Below are 20477 nucleotides of genomic sequence, written 5' to 3'. Positions count from 1 at the left end.
CCCCTGTCTCAGGCGTGCCCAGCCACCTGGTGGGGCACATAGTGGGCCTCGAGGGCGGCTTTCTCGTCCTCGCTCAGCTCCAGTTCCAGGGCTGCAAGGGCCTCTTCGATATGACCTGGCTTGCTGGCCCCGATGATGGGGGCGGTAACGGCGGGGTTGGACAGCACCCAGGCCAGTGCAACCTGCGCCATGGAGCTGCCGCGGTTGTCCGCAACTTCCCGCAGGGCGGAGATAACAGGCTGATCGATGTCGCTGCCGAGATGCCACCTGCGGGTATTCTCGTCGGTGCGCGCCCGGGCCGTCTCACCGTCCTCGCCCTGTCTCGTTTTCCCGGCCAGAATGCCCCGGGCCAGCGGACTCCAGGGAATCACTCCGATGCCCTGATCGACACACTGCGGCAACATTTCCCGCTCTTCTTCCCGATAGATCAGGTTATACATCGGCTGCATCGTGACAAAGCGGGTCCAACCGTGTTTTTCCGCAGTGAACTGGGCCTTGGCAAATTGCCAGGCAAACATGGACGAGGCGCCAATATATCGGGCCTTGCCTGCCTTCACCACATCGTGCAGCGCCTCCATGGTTTCCTCGATGGGGGTGTGATAATCCCAGCGGTGGACCTGGTACAGGTCGACATGGTCGGTGCCCAGTCGCCGCAATGACGCGTCGATGGCCGTCATGATGTGCTTGCGGGACAGCCCGCGGTTGTTGGGACCATCCCCCATGGCATTGAAAACCTTGGTGGCGATAACCACATCCTCGCGCGGTGCATAATCCAGCAGTGCCTTACCCACCACCCGCTCGGACTCACCTATGGAATACATGTCCGCGGTATCAAAGAAGTTGATGCCCGCGTCCAGCGCCTGTTTGATAAAGGGTCGACTGGCCTGCTCGTTCAGAACCCACTCCCGCCATTTGGGCGAGCCATAGGTCATGGTGCCGAGGCAAAGGCGGGAGACTTTCATGCCGGTTGTTCCGAGGCGGCGGTATTGCATGGTTTTCTCCAGGATTGCAGGTGAAAAATATCAAAAACGGGGGAATATAAATTGCGATTCGAAATCGGTCAGAAAAATCGATTGATAGTTCTTAGGATAAAGACCATGGTAACTCGAAGTTCAAATTAAAAACGGGCCTCGAGAGGCCCGGTCAGACTGCTGACGAACCCCGGTTTTTCCGGGGTTCGTTGCGTTTGGGCGCTGTTGAGTTCCGTTAGTGATGGGTTCAGCCCAACTGCCAGCTACGAGAACTGCTTGCGTTCCAGGCGCGAGCGGATGCAAGCGAGCAGGAAATCCCGGCCCAGACTGGTTGAGTCCCGTCTCCAGATACAGCAGGAGGTATAGCGGGTATCAACTCCGGCCAGAGGTACGAAACGCACATTGTTCATACCGGACAGTTCCAGGGACTGGGGAACCAGTGAAATGCCCAGTCCATAGGACGTCAGCGCCACTACGGTCTGCCAGTGGGAGGCTTCGTGCTTCACATTCAGCTCAAAGTTCTTGGCGCGGAAAATGTTATGAAAATGCTGGTGGAAGTGAGGGGCCAGTGCGCTGTTGAGCATGACCAGTGGTTCCCTGTCGATGTCGGTAAGTTCAATAACATCGCGTTGCGCCAGTGGATGGTTTGCTGGCAGACAGCAAACAAATTCGTCGACACCGATGGGTAGCGAATCGACTTCGGCTGGCAAGGGTATCGAATTGATAAAACCGATATCGATGCGGCCGCGGCAGAGTGACTCCACCTGATCCAGGGAGTACTGCTCGAACAGCTGGATGCCGATGCCAGGATACAGATCCTTGAATTCGGATAGCAGTGGTGGCAGGCCGCGGTAGATCATGGCTGGTGTCGAGCCAATGCGCAGAACCTCATAATCCGACTCGGCAGTGCGGCGGAGCATATCCTGGGCATCGTCGAGCTGGCCCAATAGTAAACGTGCCTGGCGCTGGAACAGTTTACCCGCTGGCGTCAGTGCTACACACTTACTGTTGCGTTCGAGCAGCTGCACGCCAAGCACCCCTTCAAGCTGCCGGAGACTGGTGCTGAGTGGTGGCTGCGAAATGTGCAGGCGATCCGCGGCACGACCGAAATGCAGCTCTTCGGAGAGCACAACAAAGTAGCGGAGCTGTTTCAGTGTCAAGGCCATAGGGTTTCCTTCGCAGCGCGGAAAAGCGGAATGTCAGTGCCGAGTATAACAATCATTCAAAAAACTGTATCGTTCCTGATTTATATAGTATTGGGCAGCATCCCGAGTGTTTTGTAGCCTGTAGATAGGCAAAAAAACAAAGAGAGGATCTGCTCATGAGCCATCAAATTGACAGTGTTGTACCTGATTCCCGCGGCCACAGCGCCTATGCATCCGACCCTGATTTCGCCCGCCTGTTCAGGCTGTATGCGGACGACGCGCTGGTCCGCCACGTAGAGCCGCGCCTAGAAGCACTGGGTGCCCTTGTTGGAGACGAGCTTGAGCAGCTGGCCCTGACCGCTGACAAGAACCCGCCGACACTGCAACTGCGTGCCCGTAACGGTACAGAGTCCCAGCGACTCGAGAAACACCCGGCCTACCAGCGCCTGGAGGAATACGCACTGGCTGAATTCGGGTTGGCGGCCATGTCGCACCGGGCTGGCGTGTTTGACTGGCCAGAACGGCTGCCGCCGATTGTTAAATACAGCCTGACCTATCTGTTTGTGCAGGCTGAGTTCGGGCTGATGTGCCCGGTCAGCATGACCGATTCCCTGACCCGCACCCTGCGCAAATTTGGTGACCCCGCTTTGGTGGAGCGGTTTATCGAGCCGCTGACATCCCAGGATTTCGGTGAACTGTATCAGGGCGCAATGTTCATGACTGAGCAGGAAGCCGGTTCAGACGTTGGTGCCACCATTACCGAGGCGCGTCTTGAGGACGGCGTCTGGCGGTTATACGGTGACAAATGGTTCTGTTCCAACCCGGATGCCGACCTGGCCATGGTACTCGCCCGTCCGGCCGGTGCCGAGCGGGGCACCCGTGGCCTGACCCTGTTCCTGCTCCCGCGGAAACTGGCGGATGGCAGCCTCAACAACTACCGCATCATCCGCCTCAAGGACAAGATGGGTACCCGCTCCATGGCCAGCGGCGAGATCGTGCTTGAAGGCGCCGAAGCCTACATCGTGGGCGAGCAGGGCAAGGGCTTCAAGCATATGACCGACATGATCAACATGTCGCGCCTGTCCAACGGTGTGCGTGCTGCCGGGCTGATGCGGCGGTCCCTCAACGAGGCGCTGTTCGTCGCCCGTAACCGCAGTGCATTCGGCAAGCGCCTGATTGAGTTGCCGTTGATGGAGCGTCAGCTGATCAAGATTATGGTCAGCGCCGAGCAGGGCCGGAGCATGGTGTTCCACACCGCCGACTGCCTCCGACGGGCGGACGCCGGTGATGACGACGCCGCTAAGCTGTTGCGCATCCTGACACCGCTGATCAAGTTCCGCACCACGCGCGATGCCCGCAAGGCTGCTGGTGATGGTATGGAAGTGCGTGGTGGCTGCGGTTACATCGAAGAATTCTCCGATGCCCGGGTGCTTCGCGATTCCCATCTGGGTTCCATCTGGGAGGGAACCAGCAACATTGTGGCGCTGGACGTTTTCCGCGCTATCCGTCGTGAAGGTACTCTGCCGGTGCTGCAACGCTACCTGCACAGCCTGCTTGGCGATGCTGGCTTGCCGGAGGCCTCAATGGCACTGCTGGCCAACCTGATTGATGAAGTTGCCGACCGTGCGCTGATGCAGGTGGATGCCGACGCCGAGGAAGCCGACGTACGCCAGATCGCCAGCGCGTTGTACAACATCACCTCTGCCGTTTTCCTGGCCTGGGAAGCCGCGAAGATGGGTGATAACTGGCGGCGCCTGGCGCTGGCCCATCTGGTGATCGTTCATAAACTGTTGCCACGGGATCCGCTGGGCACCAGTCACCCTGACCAGGCAGAGCTGATCAGGGCGCTTCTTGAAGAACGCGAACTGGCCCTCGATGAGGTAATCCGGCTGGTTCCGGCCCGCAAACACCGGGTCGAGGAGGTGGTCTGATGGGCAGCGCACTGGACGGCATCCGCATCATCGACCTCAGCCGTGTGCTGGGTGGCCCCTACTGCACCCAGCTGTTGGGGGATCATGGCGCGGATGTGATCAAGATCGAACCGCCGATGGGTGACGAAACCCGTGGCTGGGGGCCTCCCTTCATCAACGGCACGGCGTCCTATTTCCAGGGCGTCAACCGCAACAAGCGTGGATTGGCTCTCGACCTCGCCCGTGAAGAGGGCCGTGAGATCCTGCTGCAGTTGCTTGAGGATGCCGATGTGCTGGTGGAAAACTTCAAGACCGGCACGCTGGAAAAGTGGGGCATTGGCTATGACCGACTGCACCAGTTATTTCCCCGCCTGATCCACTGCCGCATCAGCGGCTTTGGCGCCGACGGCCCGCTCGGCGGGCTGCCTGGCTATGACGCCATTGCCCAGGCGATGGGTGGGCTGATGAGCGTCAACGGGGAGGAGAGCGGCGACCCGCTACGGGTTGGCCTGCCGCTGGTGGACATGGTCACGGGCCTTAACGCCGTGGCTGGCATCACCCTGGCACTGCATGAGCGTACTCGCAGTGGTGAGGGCCAGTTTGTGGAAGCGGCATTGTTCGATTCCGCGCTGGCGCTGATGCATCCGCATTTCCCCAACGTCTTCGGCGGTGGCTCCGAGCCGAGGCGGACAGGCAATGCCCACCCCAACATTTCGCCTTACGAGGCGTATGCCACGGGTACCCAGAAAATCTTCCTGGCGGTGGGTAACAACACCCAGTTTGCCAAGATGTGTGCAGTGCTGGAGTGCCCACAGATCCTTGAAGATGCACGCTTTCAGGACAACAGTCAGCGGGTGATCAATCGCGCCGAACTCCGTGGTGAGCTCGAAACGGTGCTCAGCCGCTATAACGGCAGCGAAATTGCAGAAAGGTTGATACGTGCAGGCGTACCCTGCGGCCCGGTGCTCAACGCCAGTGAAGTCCTGAGTCACCCCCATACTGCTCATCGCGGCATGCTGGTGGAAATTGGCAGCTACAAGGGCACCGGCACGCCTGTGAAACTGAACCGCACCCCTGCCAGCTACCGCAACGCCCCTCCGGCATTCGCCCAGGATTCCAATGAAATCCTGGCCGGGCTGGGGTTTGATGAAAGCCGCATCCGGGAGTTGCGGGAGAGTGGCGTGGCGCCACCAGCGTTTGATTCCGGTTATCACCAGGACGATTGTGCAGACTGCAAAGAGACCATCAAGCCAGGGCCGCTCGGGGTGAGTCAGTAAAGTATCTGTCCGGGTTGGCGGCAGGTTGAATCTGGACGGGCCTCGAGAGGTCCGTTTTTTTTTATTTTTATTTGCCGGAAGTGGCAGGGTCAAGTTAGGAATAAACTTCGTTCCAACGTGAGCGTTCATTCCGGGACGCTCTGCCACCCCAGTAAGTTTCGCCCTACAGTAACCTCACATTTCCCGACACGAGGTTACCCCCCATGAGAAAGCACCGTACTCTAGAACAGTGGCAGGCCCTGGTTGATCAGCAGCGCGCCAGCGACCTGACAGCACCGCAGTTTTGTAAAAAGGAGAAGATCGGTTACGCCAGCTTCTGCAACTGGCGCAAGCGTCCGTCCGCCGATCAGTCGACCGATAATTCGACAGGTTCCGATGAAGCCAGCTTTCTGGATCTTTCATCCTTGATGGGTAACTCTCCATCCTCCGTTCCAGGCTGGCACATTGTGCTGAGCCTCGGCAACGGCGTGGAACTGCGGCTGAGCCAGAACGGATGATCGGGCTCGATAGCCAGGCTCGCATCTGGCTGTGCACCGAGCCTACCGACATGCGCAAATCGTTCCGGGGCCTGAGCGCCTTGGTTCGGAATCAGTTGAAGCATGATCCACTCAGCGGCCAGTATTTTGTCTTCGTCAATCGCCGTAAGACCCAGATGAAGATGCTGTATTTTACTGCCACCGGATACTGCCTGTGGGCCAAGCGCCTGGAACAAGGGCAGTTCCGGGTGCCGTTATCCGCCTCTGGTCAGCGGGCCCTGACCCTAACGGATCTGCAACTGCTGATCGATGGCATCGAGGTTCAGAAATACCGTCAGTTCAAGCGTTTTCGAGGGGTATAGAAGACCGACTTCCAGTATAATATCAGCCATGAATTCAATGGCTTCCACTCCCGATTCCAACCCGCCTTCCTACTCGGCTCTGGCCGAGGAGAATGCCGTGTTGCGGGAGCAGCTGTAAGCCCAGGCAGAAGCGGTTCGGCAGCTGACGCATCAACTGGACTGGTTCAAGAAGCAGCTGTTCGGTTCCAAATCCGAGAAGCAGGTGTATGACCTGCCAGAGCAGGACAGCCTGTTCCAGCCCGATGAAGCACCGTTGCCAGAGCAGCCTGCGGATGAAAAAAGCGCATCATTAAGGCCTATCAGCGCGGCACCGGCAAAAAGCAGCGGGAGGACGACTGCCTGAACGACACCGGTCTGCGCTTTACCGCCGATGTGCCGGTGGAAGTCATTGAGCACCTGCCACCGGAGCTGACCGGCCCCGAGGCCGATCATTACGAAGTGATCGGCAGCAAGACCACCTACCGGCTGGCCCAGCGGGCCTCCAGCTATGTGGTGCTGAAGGTGGAGCGGCCAGTGTTCCGGCGCAAGGGAACCGAGAAGCCGGTGACAACTCCAACTCCGTTCAACGTGCTGGACAACAGCCTGGCCGACGTCAGCCTGCTGGCCGGGTTGCTGGTGGACAAGTTCCAGTTCCACCTGCCGCTGTATCGCCAACACCAGCGCATCCAGCAAGCCAGTGTGACCGTCAGCCGCAGCACCCAGACCAACCTTGTGAAACGAGCCATCGATCTGCTTCGGCCCATTGTGGACGCCCAGACCGACAACGTGCTGCGCAGCCGGGTGCTGGCGATGGACGAAACGCCCATCAAAGCTGGCCACCAAGGCCGGGCGGGCCCGCAAAAAGGCAAGATGAAAACAGGCTGGTTCTGGCCGCTGTATGGCGATGCCGACGAAGTGGTATTCACCTACTCGAACAGTCGGGGCCGGCTGCACATCGAGCAGGTTCTGAACGACCAATTCAGTGGCACGCTGATCAGCGATGGTTATGCCGCCTATGCCCGCTATGCCGCGGCCCAACAAGGTATTACTCATGCTCAATGCTGGGTGCATAGCCGCCGTTGCTTCGTCGAGGCCCAGAAAGATCATCCGGAGCAGGCCACCGAAGCTCTGCAGCAGATTGCCAAGCTCTACCAGAATGAAGAGGCGATCAAAACCCAGGGGCTGACTGGCGAGAAGAAACGCCAGTACCGGCTGGAACACTCAAAACCGGCGGTCGACGACTTCTTCCAGTGGTGCCGCGATCAGTTGGGACAGGGGGGATTGCTTCCCAGCGAACCGCTGGCCAAAGCCCTGAACTGCGTGCTCAGCCGCGAAGCGAGTCTGACCGTGTTCCTGGAAGATCCCGACGTTCAGCCAGACACCAACCACCTGGAACGGGCCCTACGCCCAATCCCCATGGGCAAGAAAAACTGGATGTTCTGCTGGACCGAGCTGGGCGCGGAACACCTGGGCATCATCCAGAGCCTGATCAGCACCTGCAAGCTGCACAACATTAATCCCTACACCTACCTGGTGGACGTGCTGCAACGCATCAGCCAACATCCGGCCAGCGACGTAGCCAATCTGACCCCACGACTCTGGAAAACCCGGTTCGCCGAGACCCCGTTACGTGCGCTGATCGACCCACGCCACCCTGACCGACAAAGCAGACAGCCGGAGGCCACCGTTCATGCGTATTGAAGACATGAGCATCGACCAGTTGCTGGAACTGAATCAAACCATCTGCCGGCGCATTGATGAACTGCGGGACCGGGAAAATCTCCAGGCGCTGAGCCAATTGCGGGTGGGCCTGAAAGTGACCTTCGAGGCCCGGGAAGGCCCCGTGCTGGGGATCGTCACCAAGATCAACCGCAAGAGCGTGATCGTGTTAGCCGAGGACGGCACCAAACAGTACAAGGTCTCGCCGGAGTTATTAAGGCCTCTGCGTGACGTGAAGTAGGTCAACTACGCCGTGGAATGAACGCTTACGTTCCAACACAGTTCAGCCAGTTGATCTGCCGTCTCGATATCTCCCACGAGTCCGTTCCATTTTTCAATCAACTTGGACATGTTGGCGGTCAGTTGCTGAGTTCTCGAGACATCGATTTTGTATTCGTCAGCATAGAATTTCGGGATGAACTCGAGGTCTGGTTTGATGAATTCTCTAAATTTTTCAAGAAGATCACCTTCCGCTTTCAGAATGTTGATACCTTTCTTCTCAGCTTTTTCCATGTCGCTATAAGCTTGTTGCTGATAGAGGAGGGTAACATAGGCAGCCATAACTGAACCGGCCTTTAGCAGCCCCTCTTTCTCCTCGTTATTGAAACGATTCCAGGTGTCACGATTAAGGGTTGCTGCTCCAACCGCGGCATATAATCCACCAGGTACGTCGGTGAATCGTGCGCGAGCGAGAGGGGTAGTTGAGACAGCAAATAAGTTCGGTAACGTTACTGGATCAGTGCTCTGATAATTAGTCAGCTTGTGAGCAGTTATCCATATCGTTGCAACAGACTTTCGCAAAACTCTTGAGCAAATGTCGGCAGGCTCTCGAAGTCCACGGAACAAAGCTGGAAATTACGCTCGGCCCAGGCATCCACCAGCTCAATCTGTTTGATATCCCGGGTGCCCTTGTGGCGGGCGAAGCCCAGTTGCGGAATGATTGCGATACCTACCTTAGCGGCAACCATCCGGTAGATCGCATCGTAACTGGCGACTTGTACCCTGATGTTAAGATCAACATGGAGCTTTTCAGCTTCACGGACCAGAAACTGGTGTATGGCAGAAGCCTCAAGCAGGGATATCAGCGGATATGACAGACAGTCTTCGAAGCTGATCTCTTTGTGTTCAGCAAGGGGGTGATCCATCGGGCAGATAACGATCAGTCGACTGCGAGCAAAGGGGCGGGTTTGAAGATCGGCGGTGGGTATGTTGCCGGAAACGATCCCCAGATCTGCCATGCCTTCCTTGACTGCGCGAATAATCTCCTCACTAACTTTTTCTTTCATCTCAACGTGTACATTGGGGTGGGATTGTAGATATTCCCCTAATACGGCTGGCAGTAGTTCTGTAATTGCAGTTGTGTTTGCAAACAGACGCAATTGCCCTGTGACGCCTTTGGTAAATTCCTGCAAGTCACCGCTAAGCACCTCTAGCTGGGCGACAATCTTACGAGCATGGCGTAAGTAAACCCGGCCTTCGTTAGTAAGGTTCACGCCTTGCGAGGTTCGCTGCAGTAGCTTTATACCTAGATTGTCTTCCAGGTTCCGAACCCGATTGCTCGCCGCTGGCACTGACATGTGGCACTGCTCCGCGCCTCTAGAGAGACTCTCCGTTTCTGCAATTTTGATAAACAGCCGAAAATCTGTCAGATCGTACTTTATTGCCATTAGTTACCCCGGTGGCTTCAATGTCCGATCTGAAAACATACGGCATCTTATGGTTTTGAGCCATAGAACTTTTTGGCCAGACATAAACAACCCCGCGACAGCGGGGTTGTTTGAAAAAACGGGGGGGAACGGTCAGAACACCTGCTCTACTACCTCGTCTGCGGGTAGTCCGCGCTTATTGAGCGGCTCTGCCCATTTTTTATGAACTTCGGTCAGTTCACCCTGAACTTGCTTGAGTTCGTTTTCTGGCAGGTTGAGTGGCTGGATACCATGTTTTTCTTGAAGGTCGGTAATTGCTTGTGTTTCCGCGCGATTTACGTAGTCACAATGGTTCTGGTTGGCATACTGCCCGGCTTTGACCAGTATTTCCTGCAGTTCCGGAGAAAGTTTGTTCCAGGTGCGGTCACTGATTGAGTAGGTCACATTAAAGCTTCCGACGCTGAGGTTAGGAATCATTTGGTCCAGCGCGGTTTCCAGGCTCCAGTCCTCAATGCTGATGAGTCCCCAGAATACGCCGTCCAGCGTTCCTCTGGACAAGGACGCCAACACGTCTGAGCCTTGCATCCGGATGGGGTTTGCTCCCAAATGGTCTGCGGTCATTGCCATGGCCCCGCCCGCCGTGCGCAGTTTGAGCCCTGAAAAATCAACAGGCGAAGAAAGTTCCTGTTTGTTGGTTAATATCCGGTAGGGGCCAAGGTTAGCGGTAAACAGCGGGCGCACCTTGTTCTTTTTATACTCTGCTTCATAAAGAACGGCGCCAGGCTGCGCCAGTTCATAAAATTTGTTGGCGGCGGTACAGGAGTCCGTCACCGCCCCGGGGAGTTCCACCACTCCGGACAGGGGAAGATGTTCCGACACATAGGCAGGAGCTACGTTCGCAACATCTGCAACCCCACTTTGCAGCAGCGTCAGCGACTCGGAACCTTTACCAAGCTGCTCGGCAGGGAAATACTGGAATTTGATCTGGCCTTTGGAAAGCTCTATTGCTTTCTCCATGAATGCTTTCGCGCCGTAGCTTGTGGTAAAGGCGGATTCTGGCATCCAATCAGCGAATCGGAGGGTTACGGACTGGGTTGCGTGAGCCGTACCTGACACAGCAAGTGTAGCGATGCAGGCCGATATAAGAAGTTGTTTCTTGAGCATGTAGTTTTCCTTATTTTTTATTTTCTGGATTAAGCATCTTCCAAGCTATCAAATATCTGCAGTATCGGCGTTTCTAAAATATTCAGCGCCTGTTAATCATCGCTTAATGCGTGGTAAGTGAGATTAATGTTGTTCCTGTTAACCACTGGTTAAGAATGTGTTTGATAATTCTGCATTGACTCTTCCGTTTGCGCTGACTGATATTGGAAGGCGAAAGAACGGATGGCATCAAATCCAAAGTTCAAAGCCTCCGAATCAATTATAAAAAGGTCTCTGCCATGATTCAGACTCGGCGTATCGGTGACGCTACTGTCACCCGCATCCTGGAATATTCTGGTCCTACCCATGATCCTGCTTTCCTGTTTCCGGAGGCCGAGCGAGGCGATTTTGATCGGCTTGAGAGCATCATGGCGCCCCACCATTGGGTGCCTCATATGGGTAAGCTGATCGTGACAATCCAGTTCTGGATCGTACAGACCGGCTCCAGCATCATTGTGATTGATACCGGAGTGGGCAATTACAAGCCCAGACAAGATATTCCCCGCATGCATATGCTGAACACCTTGGTACGAGAATGGCTCGTAGCTGCGGGGGCGGCACCTGAGGATGTGACCCACGTGGTGATGACTCATCTGCATGCCGACCATGTCGGCTGGAATACCACCTGGCAGGATGGTCGCTGGGTCCCCACATTTCCGAATGCAACCTACTACTTTCCGGAAGATGACTTCACTTTCTGTCAGGAGGGAAAGAACAAGGCACCCGGTGTGATCGACGTGTTTGGTGATTCGTTCTTTGACAGCGTTATGCCAATCATGAATGAAGGTCTCGCCCGTCTTATGCGTCCGGGTGATGAAATTGCTGACTGCCTGACCGTGCATTCGGCTGCCGGCCACAGCCCCGGGCAGGTCACGTTCCGGCTCGAATCGAAGGGCGAGGTGGGCATTTTTAGTGGTGATATTTTCCATAGCCCTCTGCAAATCATGCGTCCCGAATTCAATTCCGGCTACTGTATCTGGCCAGAGCGGGCGCGAGAGGTAAGGATGCAAATGCTCAACCAGTTGGCCGACGAAGAGGCTCTGCTTCTGCCTGTTCATTTTGGTGACCCCTATTGCGGCTATGTGCGACGTCAGAACGGCGGCTTTGTGTTTGAGCCTGCGACCTGGTGATCAGTGTGATCGGGCACCTAAAAGTATCAGTTTAAGAAGGGGATGACGTTGACTACTTTAGCTGTTCCCGGCCCTCTAGCCTGGCTTGACCGCGCCGTTCGTTATGTCGAAAACCTGTTGGTGGGCGTTGCTGCGCTTATGATCGTAGTTGCGATGGTCGTTACCTGTGTCGATGTATTCCTGCGCTACGTCTTGTCCAGCCCGTTGAGTTGGTCGTTTGACTTCATCGTGCTGTATTTGTTGCCCGGTTCTTATTTCCTTGCCTTTTCCTATGCGCTGCGAATGGGGACCCATCTCAAGGTCGACTATTTCGGTGAAAGAATGAACGACCGGGTGCAGGGAGTGGTGCTCTTCATCGTCGGGCTTGCTTCTGTTGTGTTGTTTGCCTATATCGCATGGTTCTACCTTCAGGAGGGGTGGCACGCCTGGGTCGACGGTGATGTGATGGGTGGGGTCATTCCATGGCCAATGTGGCCAGCAGACATCCTGGTGTTCCTCAGTTGTGGGGCTTTTGCCCTGCGCCTCCTGACGACCAGTTTTCACCAGTTGCTGGCGCTGGGAGGAAGTCGGACATGACGATTTATCTACCATTTTTTGTACTTTTTGCGCTACTGGCTTTTGGTGTGCCGGTTGCGATCAGTCTGGCGCTCTCTGGTGCACTTGGCATTTTTCTGGCGACCAATGCCGATGTGCTGGTTGGGATACTGACCGCGTCACCAGGCTCCGCATTGAGTACCTATGAATTGTTGACCATTCCCATGTTTATTCTGATGGCCGAGTTCATGGGAGTAAGCGGTATTACGTCGTCTTTGTTCGATGCAATCGCTAAATGGACTGGCAGGGTCAAAGGAGGGGTCGGAATCGCAACTGTGATCACCGGCGCGGCTTTTGGTGCCATTTCCGGTTCAAGTACTGCTGCGGCCGCTACACTAGCCAAAACCAGTGTGCCTGCCATGCTGAATGAGGGATATCCCCAGCGAGTCGCTGGCAGCATCGCGGCTATATCAGGAACCATTGCGATGCTTATTCCTCCTAGCGTCGCGTTAATTTTCTATGGCCTACTCAGCGGCGTGAGCATTGCTGATCTGCTCATCGCAGGAATTGTACCCGGGATTCTGGTAACACTGACCATTGCGCTCACCATCAAGGTTTTGCTGTTCCGTCATCCACTCCCTGAAAGTTATAGGGGCTATTCATTCCAAGAGAAGATACAGTCACTCAAGGTCGCCGGACCCTTTATTCTCTTGTTTCTCGTGGTGACAGGGTTGATCTACACCGGAATCGCTACACCCGTTGAATCTTCAGCGCTTGGCGCATTTGGGGCGTTGTTAATTGCGGGGAAATCCGGAAACCTTAACGGCGAAAGATTTCGAACAGCACTCGTTAACACCTGTGCAATTTCCGCAATGATCGGTTTAATTATCGTTTGCGCACATATTTTTGGTTATTTCATTACTTTTACGGGGGTTACCCGGGAGATGGTGGCATGGGTGGGTGGTTTGGATGTTTCCCCCTATCTGATTCTTGCATTTATCGTCTTGCTATATCTGGTGCTTGGCCTTTTTCTGGATTTGATTTCTATTCTGATTCTAACCGTACCGGTGGTATTACCTTTGGTAATCAGCCTGGGTTTTGATCCACTTTGGTTCGGAGTGATCGTTATTCTGCTGTCTGAGATCGGAATTGTGACTCCGCCTGTTGGGATAAATGTATTTGTCGTGGCTAAATCTGCCAATATTCCAGTGGAATCTATATTCTCTGGCGTCCTTGCGTATGTTCTCGCACTGTTGGCACTTGTTTTTGTCCTGATTGTTTTTCCTGACCTGGTCCTTTGGTTACCCTCTACTGCAGGTTAATCAATTAAGGGATTGATGGAGGTGGTGGATCGTCGGGTAAAGTTTCTTGACCGATTATTTTTTATTGCTCAAAAACAAAAGGGAATAGAATGATTGATAAACAAACAAGTGATCTTCTGGAGGTAGTCTCCAGGGTTAACGAGGGAGACACTGTGGCCATTGGCGGGTTTGGTGGCGCTGGATCTCCCAATATGCTCATTGACGCATTAATAAAAAATAAAAATGCCAAAAATCTTGTCATTGTTACGAATAATGCCGGGCAAAAGGAGGAAGGCATTGCTGCTTTGCTAAAGGCCGGGAAAGTCAGAAAGATTATCTGCTCCTTTCCAAGAATGAAAGATTCCTGGGTGTTTGAAGATCTGTATCGAAAAGGTGAAATTGAGCTTGAACTGGTGCCGCAAGGCAACATGGCTGAGCGGTTAAGGGCTAGTGGGGCTGGGATTGGAGCATTTTTTACGCCAACCGGATATGGCACTGCTCTGGCTGAGGGAAAGGAAACGCGAGAGATCGATGGAGTTAACTACGTCTTGGAGTATCCCATTCGTGTTGACGTGGCGTTGATCAAAGCGGCTGTCGCCGACCGTTACGGGAATCTTACCTATAAAAAGACTGCCAGAAATTTTGGCCCTGTAATGGCCATGGCAGCAAAGACAACCATTGCCGAAGTCAGTGAAGTCGTTGAGGCTGGTCAGCTAGACCCGGAATGCGTTGTGACTCCGGGTATCTATGTCAATGTTTTCATTAAAGTCTGAGTCTTCTTCCCTAACAATGGTTAAAGGTTTGCATTATGAATACTGAAGATAGGTCTATGCTAGCGGCGAGAATTGCCGGCGATATTCCAGAGGGCGCGTACGTGAATCTGGGTATTGGTATGCCAACTCTGGTGGCTAACCATTTAGGAGAGGGAGATAAGGAGGTTATTCTCCATACCGAAAACGGTGTGCTTGGGCGCTGGATTGATGCTCCGGAAGGTGAGCAGGATCCTGATCTCGTTAATGCCGGAAAAGTGCCGATCAAATTGTTACCAGGCGCGGCAATTTTCCATCATGCGGATTCGTTTGCGATGATGAGAGGAGGGCATCTGGACATCTGCGTGCTCGGGGCTTTCCAGGTTGCCTGCAACGGCGACCTCGCCAATTGGCATACTGGAGATCCGGATGCAATCCCGGCGGTTGGCGGTGCGATGGACCTGGCGATCGGTGCAAAGCAGACCTTCGTAATGATGGATCATGTAGATCGGGATGGCCGCCCCAAGATTGTGCCACAACTGACCTATCCACCGACCGGGCTCGGTTGCGTGACCCGTATTTACACGAACTATGGGACTTTTGAGACCTGCAGTGACGGGAACAAGGTTCGTGCGCTGTTTGTGAATCCGGCGGTCTCGCGGGAGGAAATCGTGCGCAGCACCGCTGTAGAAGTAGATTTTTCGGGCATATAATTCCGCTGATTGAGAGGTTACCTATGATTAGAATCGTGTATTTGTTGGTGCGACCGGAGCATATGTCCCCCGAAAAATTTGCGGAAGAATGCAGGGTTCATTATGACATGTCCCATGATGTCCCGGCCTTGTATAAATATGAGGTTCGACTGGTCGACCGGGAGCCGAAGGACACACATGTTCCTTATCTTGGCGTGGGACCATTTGATGCGGTAGCAGAGTGTTGGTTTGAGAGTGAGGAGAAATATCAGGAGTACCTGAAATCGAGTGTTCGTAAGCAATGGTTTGAGCATGGCAAGAGTTTTATTGGAAAGCTTAAGCCTATAATCACCCGAGACGTTCATTAAAGGCCCCAGCTTCTAACTAAAAAATGACTTTCGAGGAGTAGTGACGATGCTGTTCATGGTTCAAATGAAGGTAAATCCCCCTTCACACTTAACAAAAGAGGAATTTGATGATGTCAAGGTTGCGGAGAAAAACCGAGCACTTGATATTCAACGTAAGGGAAAGTGGCCTCATTTATGGCGAGTGACAGGAAAATATTCAAACGTCAGTATCTTCGATGTAGAGTCGAATCAAGAACTGCATGAGTTATTGAGCTCCCTTCCTCTGTTTCCTTACATGGATATTGAGGTTACGCCATTGAATGAGCACCCGAGCGCACTTAAAGACTAAAATAGATGTTGCACGTCTATCTGCAGCTGGGGAGGTTGTATGTGCGAGGAAACCCACTTTTATCGGCCGGCTGAAGGTCATGGCTTAGCCCATGATCCGTTTAACGCCCTGGTGGCACCACGCCCTATCGGGTGGATCTCCTCGCGGGACCGCAACGGCGTGCTGAACCTCGCACCCTATAGTTTCTTCAACGCCTTCAATTACCACCCGCCCATCGTCGCCTTCTCCAGTATCGGCTTCAAGGACTCTGTGCGGAATGCCGAGCAAACGGGAGAGTTCTGCTGGAACCTGGTGACCCGTCCACTAAGCGATGCCATGAACGAAACATGCAGGGCAGTCGGGCCCGAGGTGGACGAATTTGCGCTATCGGGTGTCACCCCGGCGCCATCCCGGGTGATTGCGGTACCACACGTGGCGGAAAGCCCGGTCAGGTTTGAATGTCGGGTATCCCAGGTACTCCAGCTTGCCGGTGCCGACGGTGAAGAGCTGGACACCTGGATGGTATTCGGTGAAGTCGTCGGCGTTCATATTGCGGGGCGCCTACTCCGCAACGGAATCTACGATACCGCTGGAGCAGAGCCTATACTTCGTGGTGGCGGCCCCGCCGACTACTTCAAAGTGGATGCCTCTCAGAAGTTCCAGATGCACCGCCCCGAATGATAAAGGCAGACTAGTTGCTAACACCCAAATCACGCTCGGCAGCCATTTCTCTCAGCTTGGCCCTTTGGATCTTGACGCCATTGGGGCTATCCGTAACTGGGAAGGCATCCAGAAACCAGACTCGAGACGGCACCTTGAATGGTGCGATAACGTTTCGAAGCCATGCTCTGATGCCATCGGCATCAATATTGCTGCCCGGTTCGGCAATCACGAAGGCAACACAAGACTGCACGCCATCAACATCTGCTCCAATCACTTGGGCTTCGACGATACCCGGGCAGCCTTTCAGGACATCTTCGATTTCTGACGGGTTTACCAGGAACCCGCTCAGGCGGATTGCATCACCCTGTCGGGTTTGGTAGACGAACGAACCATCCTTGCATAGGTAGCCAATATCCCCGGTAGAGAAGTATCCATCCTGATCAATGACCTCAGAGGTGGCGAGAGGGTTGTTGAAATACCCGGAGAAGTTACCCGTAGCGTTAATCTCCAGAATGCCGCTCTGCTCCGGAGGCATCAACTCACCAGACTCAGTGTCGCGAATCCTCACCTTCGCCTCCGGATCGGCAGGAAAGCCACCGCCTTTGCACCGTTCGTGCATATTCTTTTGCGTAGGCTGAATAGAAAACAGAGCCTGCACCTCACTTGATCCATAGACACCTGCAATCGGAATGCCCCGGGCATCAGCCTGCCGGACAAGCTCTTCCGCGCCCGTCTGGAATGCGGCAAAGCCACATACCCGGAGGCTATCCAGGCTAGCGCTCTCGGGCAGCACATCAAGGATACGCCGATACATCTCGTCACTGCCGAACAGGTGGGTTAACCGGAGTTTTCGGATCAGTTCAACTGCGGGCTTAGCATCAAACGTCTCCATGACCGCAATGGGCGTACCTGCGGCCAGAGCTGCAATCGCCGGAACCAAACCAAAGGTTCCACAGAATGGTAACGGAGCAAGCAGGCCTGCGCCCGGCTGATTAAGCATAAACGCTTCAGCCACGCATTGTGCGTGGCTGGCCAGCGAGTATTGAGTATGCATCACCAACTTCGGCATTTTAGTAGTGCCTGAGGTGGTAAACAGTATAGCCAAGTCATCATCGCGGGATTTATCAGCTACTTGCGATGCATTTGTGTTCGCCAGGTCAGGAAAGGTCAGCCCGGAACACCCTTCCAGCTTTGGTAATGGCATTTCCGGATCAAGCACTGCAATCGCTTCCAGGTCGGGTAACGTGTGGGGCTTGAGGTCCTGCAGCAAAGCCTGAAAATCAATGTTCCGAAAACGTGGCTGCATGATCAGAATTCGGGCTCCCGACAGAGACAGGATGTGTTGCAATTCTTCCGTTCTATAACGAGTGTTCACGGCCACCAGCACAGCGCCGATGCGGGATAATCCCAGCATTAACGCGAGCCACTCAGGCCGGTTAACTAGCCATACAGCCACGCGGTCACCTGGGCGAACACCTTGCTCTCGCAGCCAGGCCGCCGCTGCGAGGCCCATTTGGTCCAGCTCCCGGTAGCTGAATTGACGGTGGTCCACTACAAGCGCACAGGATTCCGGGGCCCGCTCCAGATGCTCAGACACCAACGAAGTCAGGGTCAGTTTCTTCAGCATCAGTACAGCTCCATCAGCTTCTTATTATCACTCAACTCTTCCGGCAGGCCTTCCCACGTCATTTGACCGGATTTCATCACCACGACCCGATCAGAGATTTTCAGAGCCTCCTTAACATTCTGCTCCACTAACAGGATCGACATGCCTGTTTTCTGCTGCAGTTCCCGTATCGGGCCACAGAGATCCTGAAACAACTTTGGAGCTAGGCCGATCGAGGGCTCATCCATCAACAAGCAGCGAGGGCGGCTCAGCAGGGCTCGGCCAATAGAGACCATTTGCTGCTGTCCGCCGGACAGGTCCCCAGCTCGTGTCCGGTAAAACTTTTTCATCACCGGCAGGATCGACATTACCCAATCAGTTCTCTCCGCCCGCTCATTTTCGGGAACTCCCGCCGCCCACATGCCCAGACTCAGGGTTTCCTCTACGGTCATGCCGGGGAACACGCCACGGCCTTCCGGCACCATGGACATGCCCGCCATGGTCATCGCCCGAGGGTCGATGACTGCGGGTTTACCGTTGAACTGAATGCGGCCACCTTCGTGCGGTACTAGTCCAAATATGGACTTTAACAGGGTGGATTTTCCGGCACCGTTATGTCCGATCAGGCACAACACTTCATTGTTGTTAACGTGAACATTGATATCCGTCAGCACGGGTCGGCCGCCATAACCAACCACCAGATTCTCAACCTGGAGAATTTTGTCTGTCATGGTTATCGCTCTCCGAAGTAAATTGCGGCCAAGGTTGGGTCGTTCAGGATAGTTTCTGGCTCGTCATCGGCCAATAACTTACCCTGATCCAAAAATGCAATTCGGTCGGATATATTCACCACTATGTCGAGGTTGTGTTCGATGATGCAGACGGTGATACCGTCTTTGACCTCTTCTCTGAGCAACTGCAGAAACAGGTTGTAGGAGTTTGGGTCAAGCCCTGACGCCGGTTCGTCCAGAAGCCACAATCGGGAATCTGTTGCCATGATACGGGCCAGACTCAGGAACTTGCGTTCGGCATAAGCCAGATCCAGTGCCCGTGTATGGCGTTTGTCTGTAAGCCCGGTTCTCTCAAGTATCCGGTCCACTTTGTCGTATCGCCTGGCCTTGCCTGATTTTCCACCAAGCTGCCAGAGCCAGGCCCCCGGCTCCATCATAGTGAGAATGTTTTCTTCCACCGTCATGTGGGTGAACAGTCGAAGATCCTGAAATGTCCTTGCAATCCCGCCTCTTGCAACTTTCCAGGGTGACTTTCCGATCAACGACTCGCCCTGCCAGCGCACATCGCCCTCAGAAGGCTGAATGTGACCGGTTATCATATTGAACAAGGTGGTTTTACCTGCCCCGTTCGGACCTACCAGGGTCGTGACAATGCCGGCCCGAAGGCTTAGGGACACATCACTGATAGCCTGAAGACCACCAAAGTTTTTACTGAGGTTGTTTATCTCCAGTAATACTTCCTGTTCCCCTGTCGAGCTTGTCAAGCCGGAATCGGGAGCAGGGTTTGAGTGCTTCTGAACTGGAATTAACGGCTCGTTCATTTGCCACCTCCCGGGTGTGAGCTCACAATGCCTCCAGGGCGGAAAATCATCAGCAATACCATGGCTAGTCCGTAGACGATTTGCTGGATGGAACCGATTTCTGTTTGTGGCAGGAACCACAGATAAGTCAGGGCGCTAGGCAGTAACATCAGCAACCCGGCGCCCAGTAGCGGCCCCAAAATCGTTGCAGTGCCTCCAATGATTACCATCGCCATTACCAGTACCGACGTATCAAGCATAAAGCTCTCAACATTGATAAAGCTCATGTAAAAGGCGTAGAGCGCTCCAGCTACAGCAGCCAGCGACGAGGACAGAACGACAGAAAGCGTTTTGATCACCGTTATATTCTTGCCCGACGCTAATGCTGCCGACTCACTGTCTCGTATTGCCTTTAGGCTCCGTCCGAAACTGGTGTGCACCAAAGTCCGGATAATGACAATAATAATCGCCAAGCAAATCAGTGAGATAATCAGAAATTGCCACGGTTTGTAAACGGGATAGCCGAACAGTTCCACGGATGGAATCCCGATGACACCACCAATGCCTCCGGTGAAGCTTTTCCACTCCGAAAACAAGGTTACTGCCAATACCTGCAACCCTAGGGAAGCCGCCACGAAGTATTCGCCCCTTACTCGAAGGGCAGGCAAGGCCAGTAGCAGAGACGTTCCAGCGGCAGCGGCCATGGCGATAGGAATCGCCACAAAGAACTCCGGACTAACATGCATGGCCACTAAGGCCGCAGTGTAGCCGCCGATTCCGAAAAACACTGCATGGGCCAGAGAGAAGATACCGGCATATCCGATAATGAAATTCAGTGTGGTCGACAGGATCGCGTAAACCGAGATCAAGACCAGCAAGTTCAATATATAAGCTGTCATGTCAGCGCC

The 20477-nt window shown here is 54.4% G+C and carries 22 protein-coding genes and 1 pseudogene; 14 read left to right on the top strand and 9 right to left on the bottom strand.

Going from position 1 to position 20477, the window contains the following annotated elements:
* Window positions 1–8: 8 nt before the first annotated feature.
* Together C7H09_RS05185 and C7H09_RS05180 are read right to left on the bottom strand one after the other, a co-directional pair.
* On the bottom strand, window positions 9–992 hold the full coding sequence (locus C7H09_RS05185; protein WP_106761547.1) for an aldo/keto reductase: 984 nt from the start codon (window positions 990–992) through the stop codon (window positions 9–11).
* Window positions 993–1234: 242 nt separating this feature from the next.
* Window positions 1235–2137, bottom strand: a complete 903-nt coding sequence (locus tag C7H09_RS05180) for a LysR family transcriptional regulator (RefSeq protein WP_106761546.1) — start codon at window positions 2135–2137, stop codon at window positions 1235–1237.
* Window positions 2138–2292: 155 nt separating this feature from the next.
* Between C7H09_RS05180 and C7H09_RS05175 the strand changes: the two genes are divergently transcribed.
* The 6 genes and pseudogenes from C7H09_RS05175 (at window position 2293) to C7H09_RS05150 (ending at window position 8080) form a co-directional block, all read left to right on the top strand.
* Entirely contained in the window at window positions 2293–4047 is a 1755-nt protein-coding gene (locus C7H09_RS05175; RefSeq protein WP_106761545.1) for an acyl-CoA dehydrogenase family protein, read from the top strand.
* Window positions 4047–5303, top strand: a complete 1257-nt coding sequence (locus tag C7H09_RS05170) for a CaiB/BaiF CoA transferase family protein (RefSeq protein ID WP_106761544.1) — start codon at window positions 4047–4049, stop codon at window positions 5301–5303. The genes C7H09_RS05175 and C7H09_RS05170 overlap by 1 nt, the downstream gene beginning before the upstream one ends.
* A 203-nt stretch (window positions 5304–5506) precedes the next feature.
* Window positions 5507–5800 (top strand): IS66 family insertion sequence element accessory protein TnpA, encoded by a 294-nt coding sequence (tnpA, locus tag C7H09_RS05165; RefSeq protein ID WP_106761543.1) that lies wholly within the window; start codon window positions 5507–5509, stop codon window positions 5798–5800.
* Window positions 5797–6141: an IS66 family insertion sequence element accessory protein TnpB gene (tnpB, locus tag C7H09_RS05160; protein WP_016915087.1), complete on the top strand. Its 345-nt coding sequence runs from the start codon at window positions 5797–5799 to the stop codon at window positions 6139–6141. Before tnpA ends, tnpB begins: the two co-directional genes overlap by 4 nt.
* A gap of 127 nt (window positions 6142–6268) precedes the next feature.
* Window positions 6269–7821: pseudogene (tnpC, locus tag C7H09_RS05155) on the top strand (IS66 family transposase); the annotation flags it as partial.
* Window positions 7811–8080 carry a hypothetical protein gene (locus C7H09_RS05150; RefSeq protein ID WP_106761542.1) on the top strand — a complete coding sequence of 90 codons (270 nt, stop codon included), beginning with the start codon at window positions 7811–7813 and terminating at the stop codon, window positions 8078–8080. The pseudogene tnpC and the gene C7H09_RS05150, both read left to right, overlap by 11 nt.
* Before the next feature lie 5 nt (window positions 8081–8085).
* Here the strand turns inward: C7H09_RS05150 and C7H09_RS19715 are convergent, their stop codons facing one another.
* The 3 genes from C7H09_RS19715 to C7H09_RS05135 form a co-directional block, all read right to left on the bottom strand.
* A complete protein-coding gene (locus C7H09_RS19715) occupies window positions 8086–8640 on the bottom strand; it encodes a type 2 periplasmic-binding domain-containing protein (RefSeq protein WP_133166203.1) in 555 nt (184 codons plus the stop codon).
* Entirely contained in the window at window positions 8610–9506 is an 897-nt protein-coding gene (locus C7H09_RS05140; protein WP_106761540.1) for a LysR family transcriptional regulator, read from the bottom strand. The genes C7H09_RS19715 and C7H09_RS05140 overlap by 31 nt, the downstream gene beginning before the upstream one ends.
* Before the next feature lie 132 nt (window positions 9507–9638).
* Entirely contained in the window at window positions 9639–10649 is a 1011-nt protein-coding gene (locus C7H09_RS05135) for a TRAP transporter substrate-binding protein (protein WP_106761539.1), read from the bottom strand.
* 203 nt (window positions 10650–10852) lie between these two features.
* Here C7H09_RS05135 and C7H09_RS05130 point away from each other — a divergent pair, with 203 nt between their 5' ends.
* From C7H09_RS05130 to C7H09_RS05095, 8 genes are all read left to right on the top strand, one after another.
* Complete coding sequence (locus C7H09_RS05130) at window positions 10853–11818, top strand: MBL fold metallo-hydrolase (RefSeq protein ID WP_206074272.1); 966 nt, start codon at window positions 10853–10855, stop codon at window positions 11816–11818.
* 42 nt (window positions 11819–11860) lie between these two features.
* Complete coding sequence (locus C7H09_RS05125; RefSeq protein ID WP_106761537.1) at window positions 11861–12394, top strand: TRAP transporter small permease; 534 nt, start codon at window positions 11861–11863, stop codon at window positions 12392–12394.
* Entirely contained in the window at window positions 12391–13674 is a 1284-nt protein-coding gene (locus C7H09_RS05120; RefSeq protein ID WP_106761536.1) for a TRAP transporter large permease, read from the top strand. Before C7H09_RS05125 ends, C7H09_RS05120 begins: the two co-directional genes overlap by 4 nt.
* A gap of 89 nt (window positions 13675–13763) precedes the next feature.
* Window positions 13764–14426 (top strand): 3-oxoacid CoA-transferase subunit A, encoded by a 663-nt coding sequence (locus C7H09_RS05115; protein ID WP_106761535.1) that lies wholly within the window; start codon window positions 13764–13766, stop codon window positions 14424–14426.
* Window positions 14427–14461: 35 nt separating this feature from the next.
* Window positions 14462–15115: a CoA-transferase gene (locus tag C7H09_RS05110; protein WP_106761534.1), complete on the top strand. Its 654-nt coding sequence runs from the start codon at window positions 14462–14464 to the stop codon at window positions 15113–15115.
* A 23-nt stretch (window positions 15116–15138) separates the two neighbouring features.
* On the top strand, window positions 15139–15462 hold the full coding sequence (gene mmlI, locus C7H09_RS05105) for a 4-carboxymethyl-4-methylbutenolide mutase MmlI (protein ID WP_106761533.1): 324 nt from the start codon (window positions 15139–15141) through the stop codon (window positions 15460–15462).
* A gap of 46 nt (window positions 15463–15508) precedes the next feature.
* On the top strand, window positions 15509–15790 hold the full coding sequence (gene catC, locus C7H09_RS05100; protein ID WP_106761532.1) for a muconolactone Delta-isomerase: 282 nt from the start codon (window positions 15509–15511) through the stop codon (window positions 15788–15790).
* Window positions 15791–15829: 39 nt separating this feature from the next.
* Window positions 15830–16450, top strand: a complete 621-nt coding sequence (locus tag C7H09_RS05095; protein ID WP_106761531.1) for a flavin reductase family protein — start codon at window positions 15830–15832, stop codon at window positions 16448–16450.
* A 10-nt stretch (window positions 16451–16460) separates the two neighbouring features.
* Here the strand turns inward: C7H09_RS05095 and C7H09_RS05090 are convergent, their stop codons facing one another.
* Genes C7H09_RS05090 through C7H09_RS05075 form a run of 4 tightly spaced genes read right to left on the bottom strand, consistent with a single transcriptional unit; the run spans window position 16461 to window position 20468 of the window.
* Complete coding sequence (locus tag C7H09_RS05090; protein WP_106761530.1) at window positions 16461–18059, bottom strand: AMP-binding protein; 1599 nt, start codon at window positions 18057–18059, stop codon at window positions 16461–16463.
* The gene (locus C7H09_RS05085) at window positions 18059–18769 is read right to left on the bottom strand and encodes an ABC transporter ATP-binding protein (RefSeq protein ID WP_106761529.1); all 711 of its coding nucleotides are present in this window, start codon (window positions 18767–18769) and stop codon (window positions 18059–18061) included. Before C7H09_RS05085 ends, C7H09_RS05090 begins: the two co-directional genes overlap by 1 nt.
* A gap of 2 nt (window positions 18770–18771) precedes the next feature.
* Window positions 18772–19590: an ABC transporter ATP-binding protein gene (locus tag C7H09_RS05080; RefSeq protein WP_106761528.1), complete on the bottom strand. Its 819-nt coding sequence runs from the start codon at window positions 19588–19590 to the stop codon at window positions 18772–18774.
* Window positions 19587–20468 (bottom strand): branched-chain amino acid ABC transporter permease, encoded by an 882-nt coding sequence (locus C7H09_RS05075; RefSeq protein WP_106761527.1) that lies wholly within the window; start codon window positions 20466–20468, stop codon window positions 19587–19589. The genes C7H09_RS05080 and C7H09_RS05075 overlap by 4 nt, the downstream gene beginning before the upstream one ends.
* Window positions 20469–20477 lie beyond the last annotated feature (9 nt).

This window comes from Marinobacter fuscus (assembly GCF_003007675.1).
GTDB classification, from domain to species: domain Bacteria; phylum Pseudomonadota; class Gammaproteobacteria; order Pseudomonadales; family Oleiphilaceae; genus Marinobacter; species Marinobacter fuscus.
Note: the sequence above shows the minus strand (reverse complement) of the source record. Positions and strands in the feature narration are given on the sequence as shown.

What these genes read in the sequence shown, in the direction of transcription:
- C7H09_RS05150 (WP_106761542.1), top strand. Translation starts at nt 7,811, where the DNA reads ATGCGTATTGAAGACATGAGCATCGACCAGTTGCTGGAACTGAATCAA.
- C7H09_RS05125 (WP_106761537.1), top strand. Translation starts at nt 11,861, where the DNA reads ATGACGTTGACTACTTTAGCTGTTCCCGGCCCTCTAGCCTGGCTTGAC.
- C7H09_RS05180 (WP_106761546.1), bottom strand. Translation starts at nt 2,137, where the DNA reads ATGGCCTTGACACTGAAACAGCTCCGCTACTTTGTTGTGCTCTCCGAA.
- C7H09_RS05120 (WP_106761536.1), top strand. Translation starts at nt 12,391, where the DNA reads ATGACGATTTATCTACCATTTTTTGTACTTTTTGCGCTACTGGCTTTT.
- mmlI (WP_106761533.1), top strand. Translation starts at nt 15,139, where the DNA reads ATGATTAGAATCGTGTATTTGTTGGTGCGACCGGAGCATATGTCCCCC.
- C7H09_RS05115 (WP_106761535.1), top strand. Translation starts at nt 13,764, where the DNA reads ATGATTGATAAACAAACAAGTGATCTTCTGGAGGTAGTCTCCAGGGTT.
- C7H09_RS05135 (WP_106761539.1), bottom strand. Translation starts at nt 10,649, where the DNA reads ATGCTCAAGAAACAACTTCTTATATCGGCCTGCATCGCTACACTTGCT.
- tnpA (WP_106761543.1), top strand. Translation starts at nt 5,507, where the DNA reads ATGAGAAAGCACCGTACTCTAGAACAGTGGCAGGCCCTGGTTGATCAG.
- tnpB (WP_016915087.1), top strand. Translation starts at nt 5,797, where the DNA reads ATGATCGGGCTCGATAGCCAGGCTCGCATCTGGCTGTGCACCGAGCCT.
- C7H09_RS05175 (WP_106761545.1), top strand. Translation starts at nt 2,293, where the DNA reads ATGAGCCATCAAATTGACAGTGTTGTACCTGATTCCCGCGGCCACAGC.
- C7H09_RS05085 (WP_106761529.1), bottom strand. Translation starts at nt 18,769, where the DNA reads ATGACAGACAAAATTCTCCAGGTTGAGAATCTGGTGGTTGGTTATGGC.
- catC (WP_106761532.1), top strand. Translation starts at nt 15,509, where the DNA reads ATGCTGTTCATGGTTCAAATGAAGGTAAATCCCCCTTCACACTTAACA.
- C7H09_RS05075 (WP_106761527.1), bottom strand. Translation starts at nt 20,468, where the DNA reads ATGACAGCTTATATATTGAACTTGCTGGTCTTGATCTCGGTTTACGCG.
- C7H09_RS05170 (WP_106761544.1), top strand. Translation starts at nt 4,047, where the DNA reads ATGGGCAGCGCACTGGACGGCATCCGCATCATCGACCTCAGCCGTGTG.
- C7H09_RS05110 (WP_106761534.1), top strand. Translation starts at nt 14,462, where the DNA reads ATGAATACTGAAGATAGGTCTATGCTAGCGGCGAGAATTGCCGGCGAT.
- C7H09_RS05080 (WP_106761528.1), bottom strand. Translation starts at nt 19,590, where the DNA reads ATGAACGAGCCGTTAATTCCAGTTCAGAAGCACTCAAACCCTGCTCCC.
- C7H09_RS05095 (WP_106761531.1), top strand. Translation starts at nt 15,830, where the DNA reads ATGTGCGAGGAAACCCACTTTTATCGGCCGGCTGAAGGTCATGGCTTA.
- C7H09_RS05185 (WP_106761547.1), bottom strand. Translation starts at nt 992, where the DNA reads ATGCAATACCGCCGCCTCGGAACAACCGGCATGAAAGTCTCCCGCCTT.
- C7H09_RS05140 (WP_106761540.1), bottom strand. Translation starts at nt 9,506, where the DNA reads ATGGCAATAAAGTACGATCTGACAGATTTTCGGCTGTTTATCAAAATT.
- C7H09_RS05090 (WP_106761530.1), bottom strand. Translation starts at nt 18,059, where the DNA reads ATGCTGAAGAAACTGACCCTGACTTCGTTGGTGTCTGAGCATCTGGAG.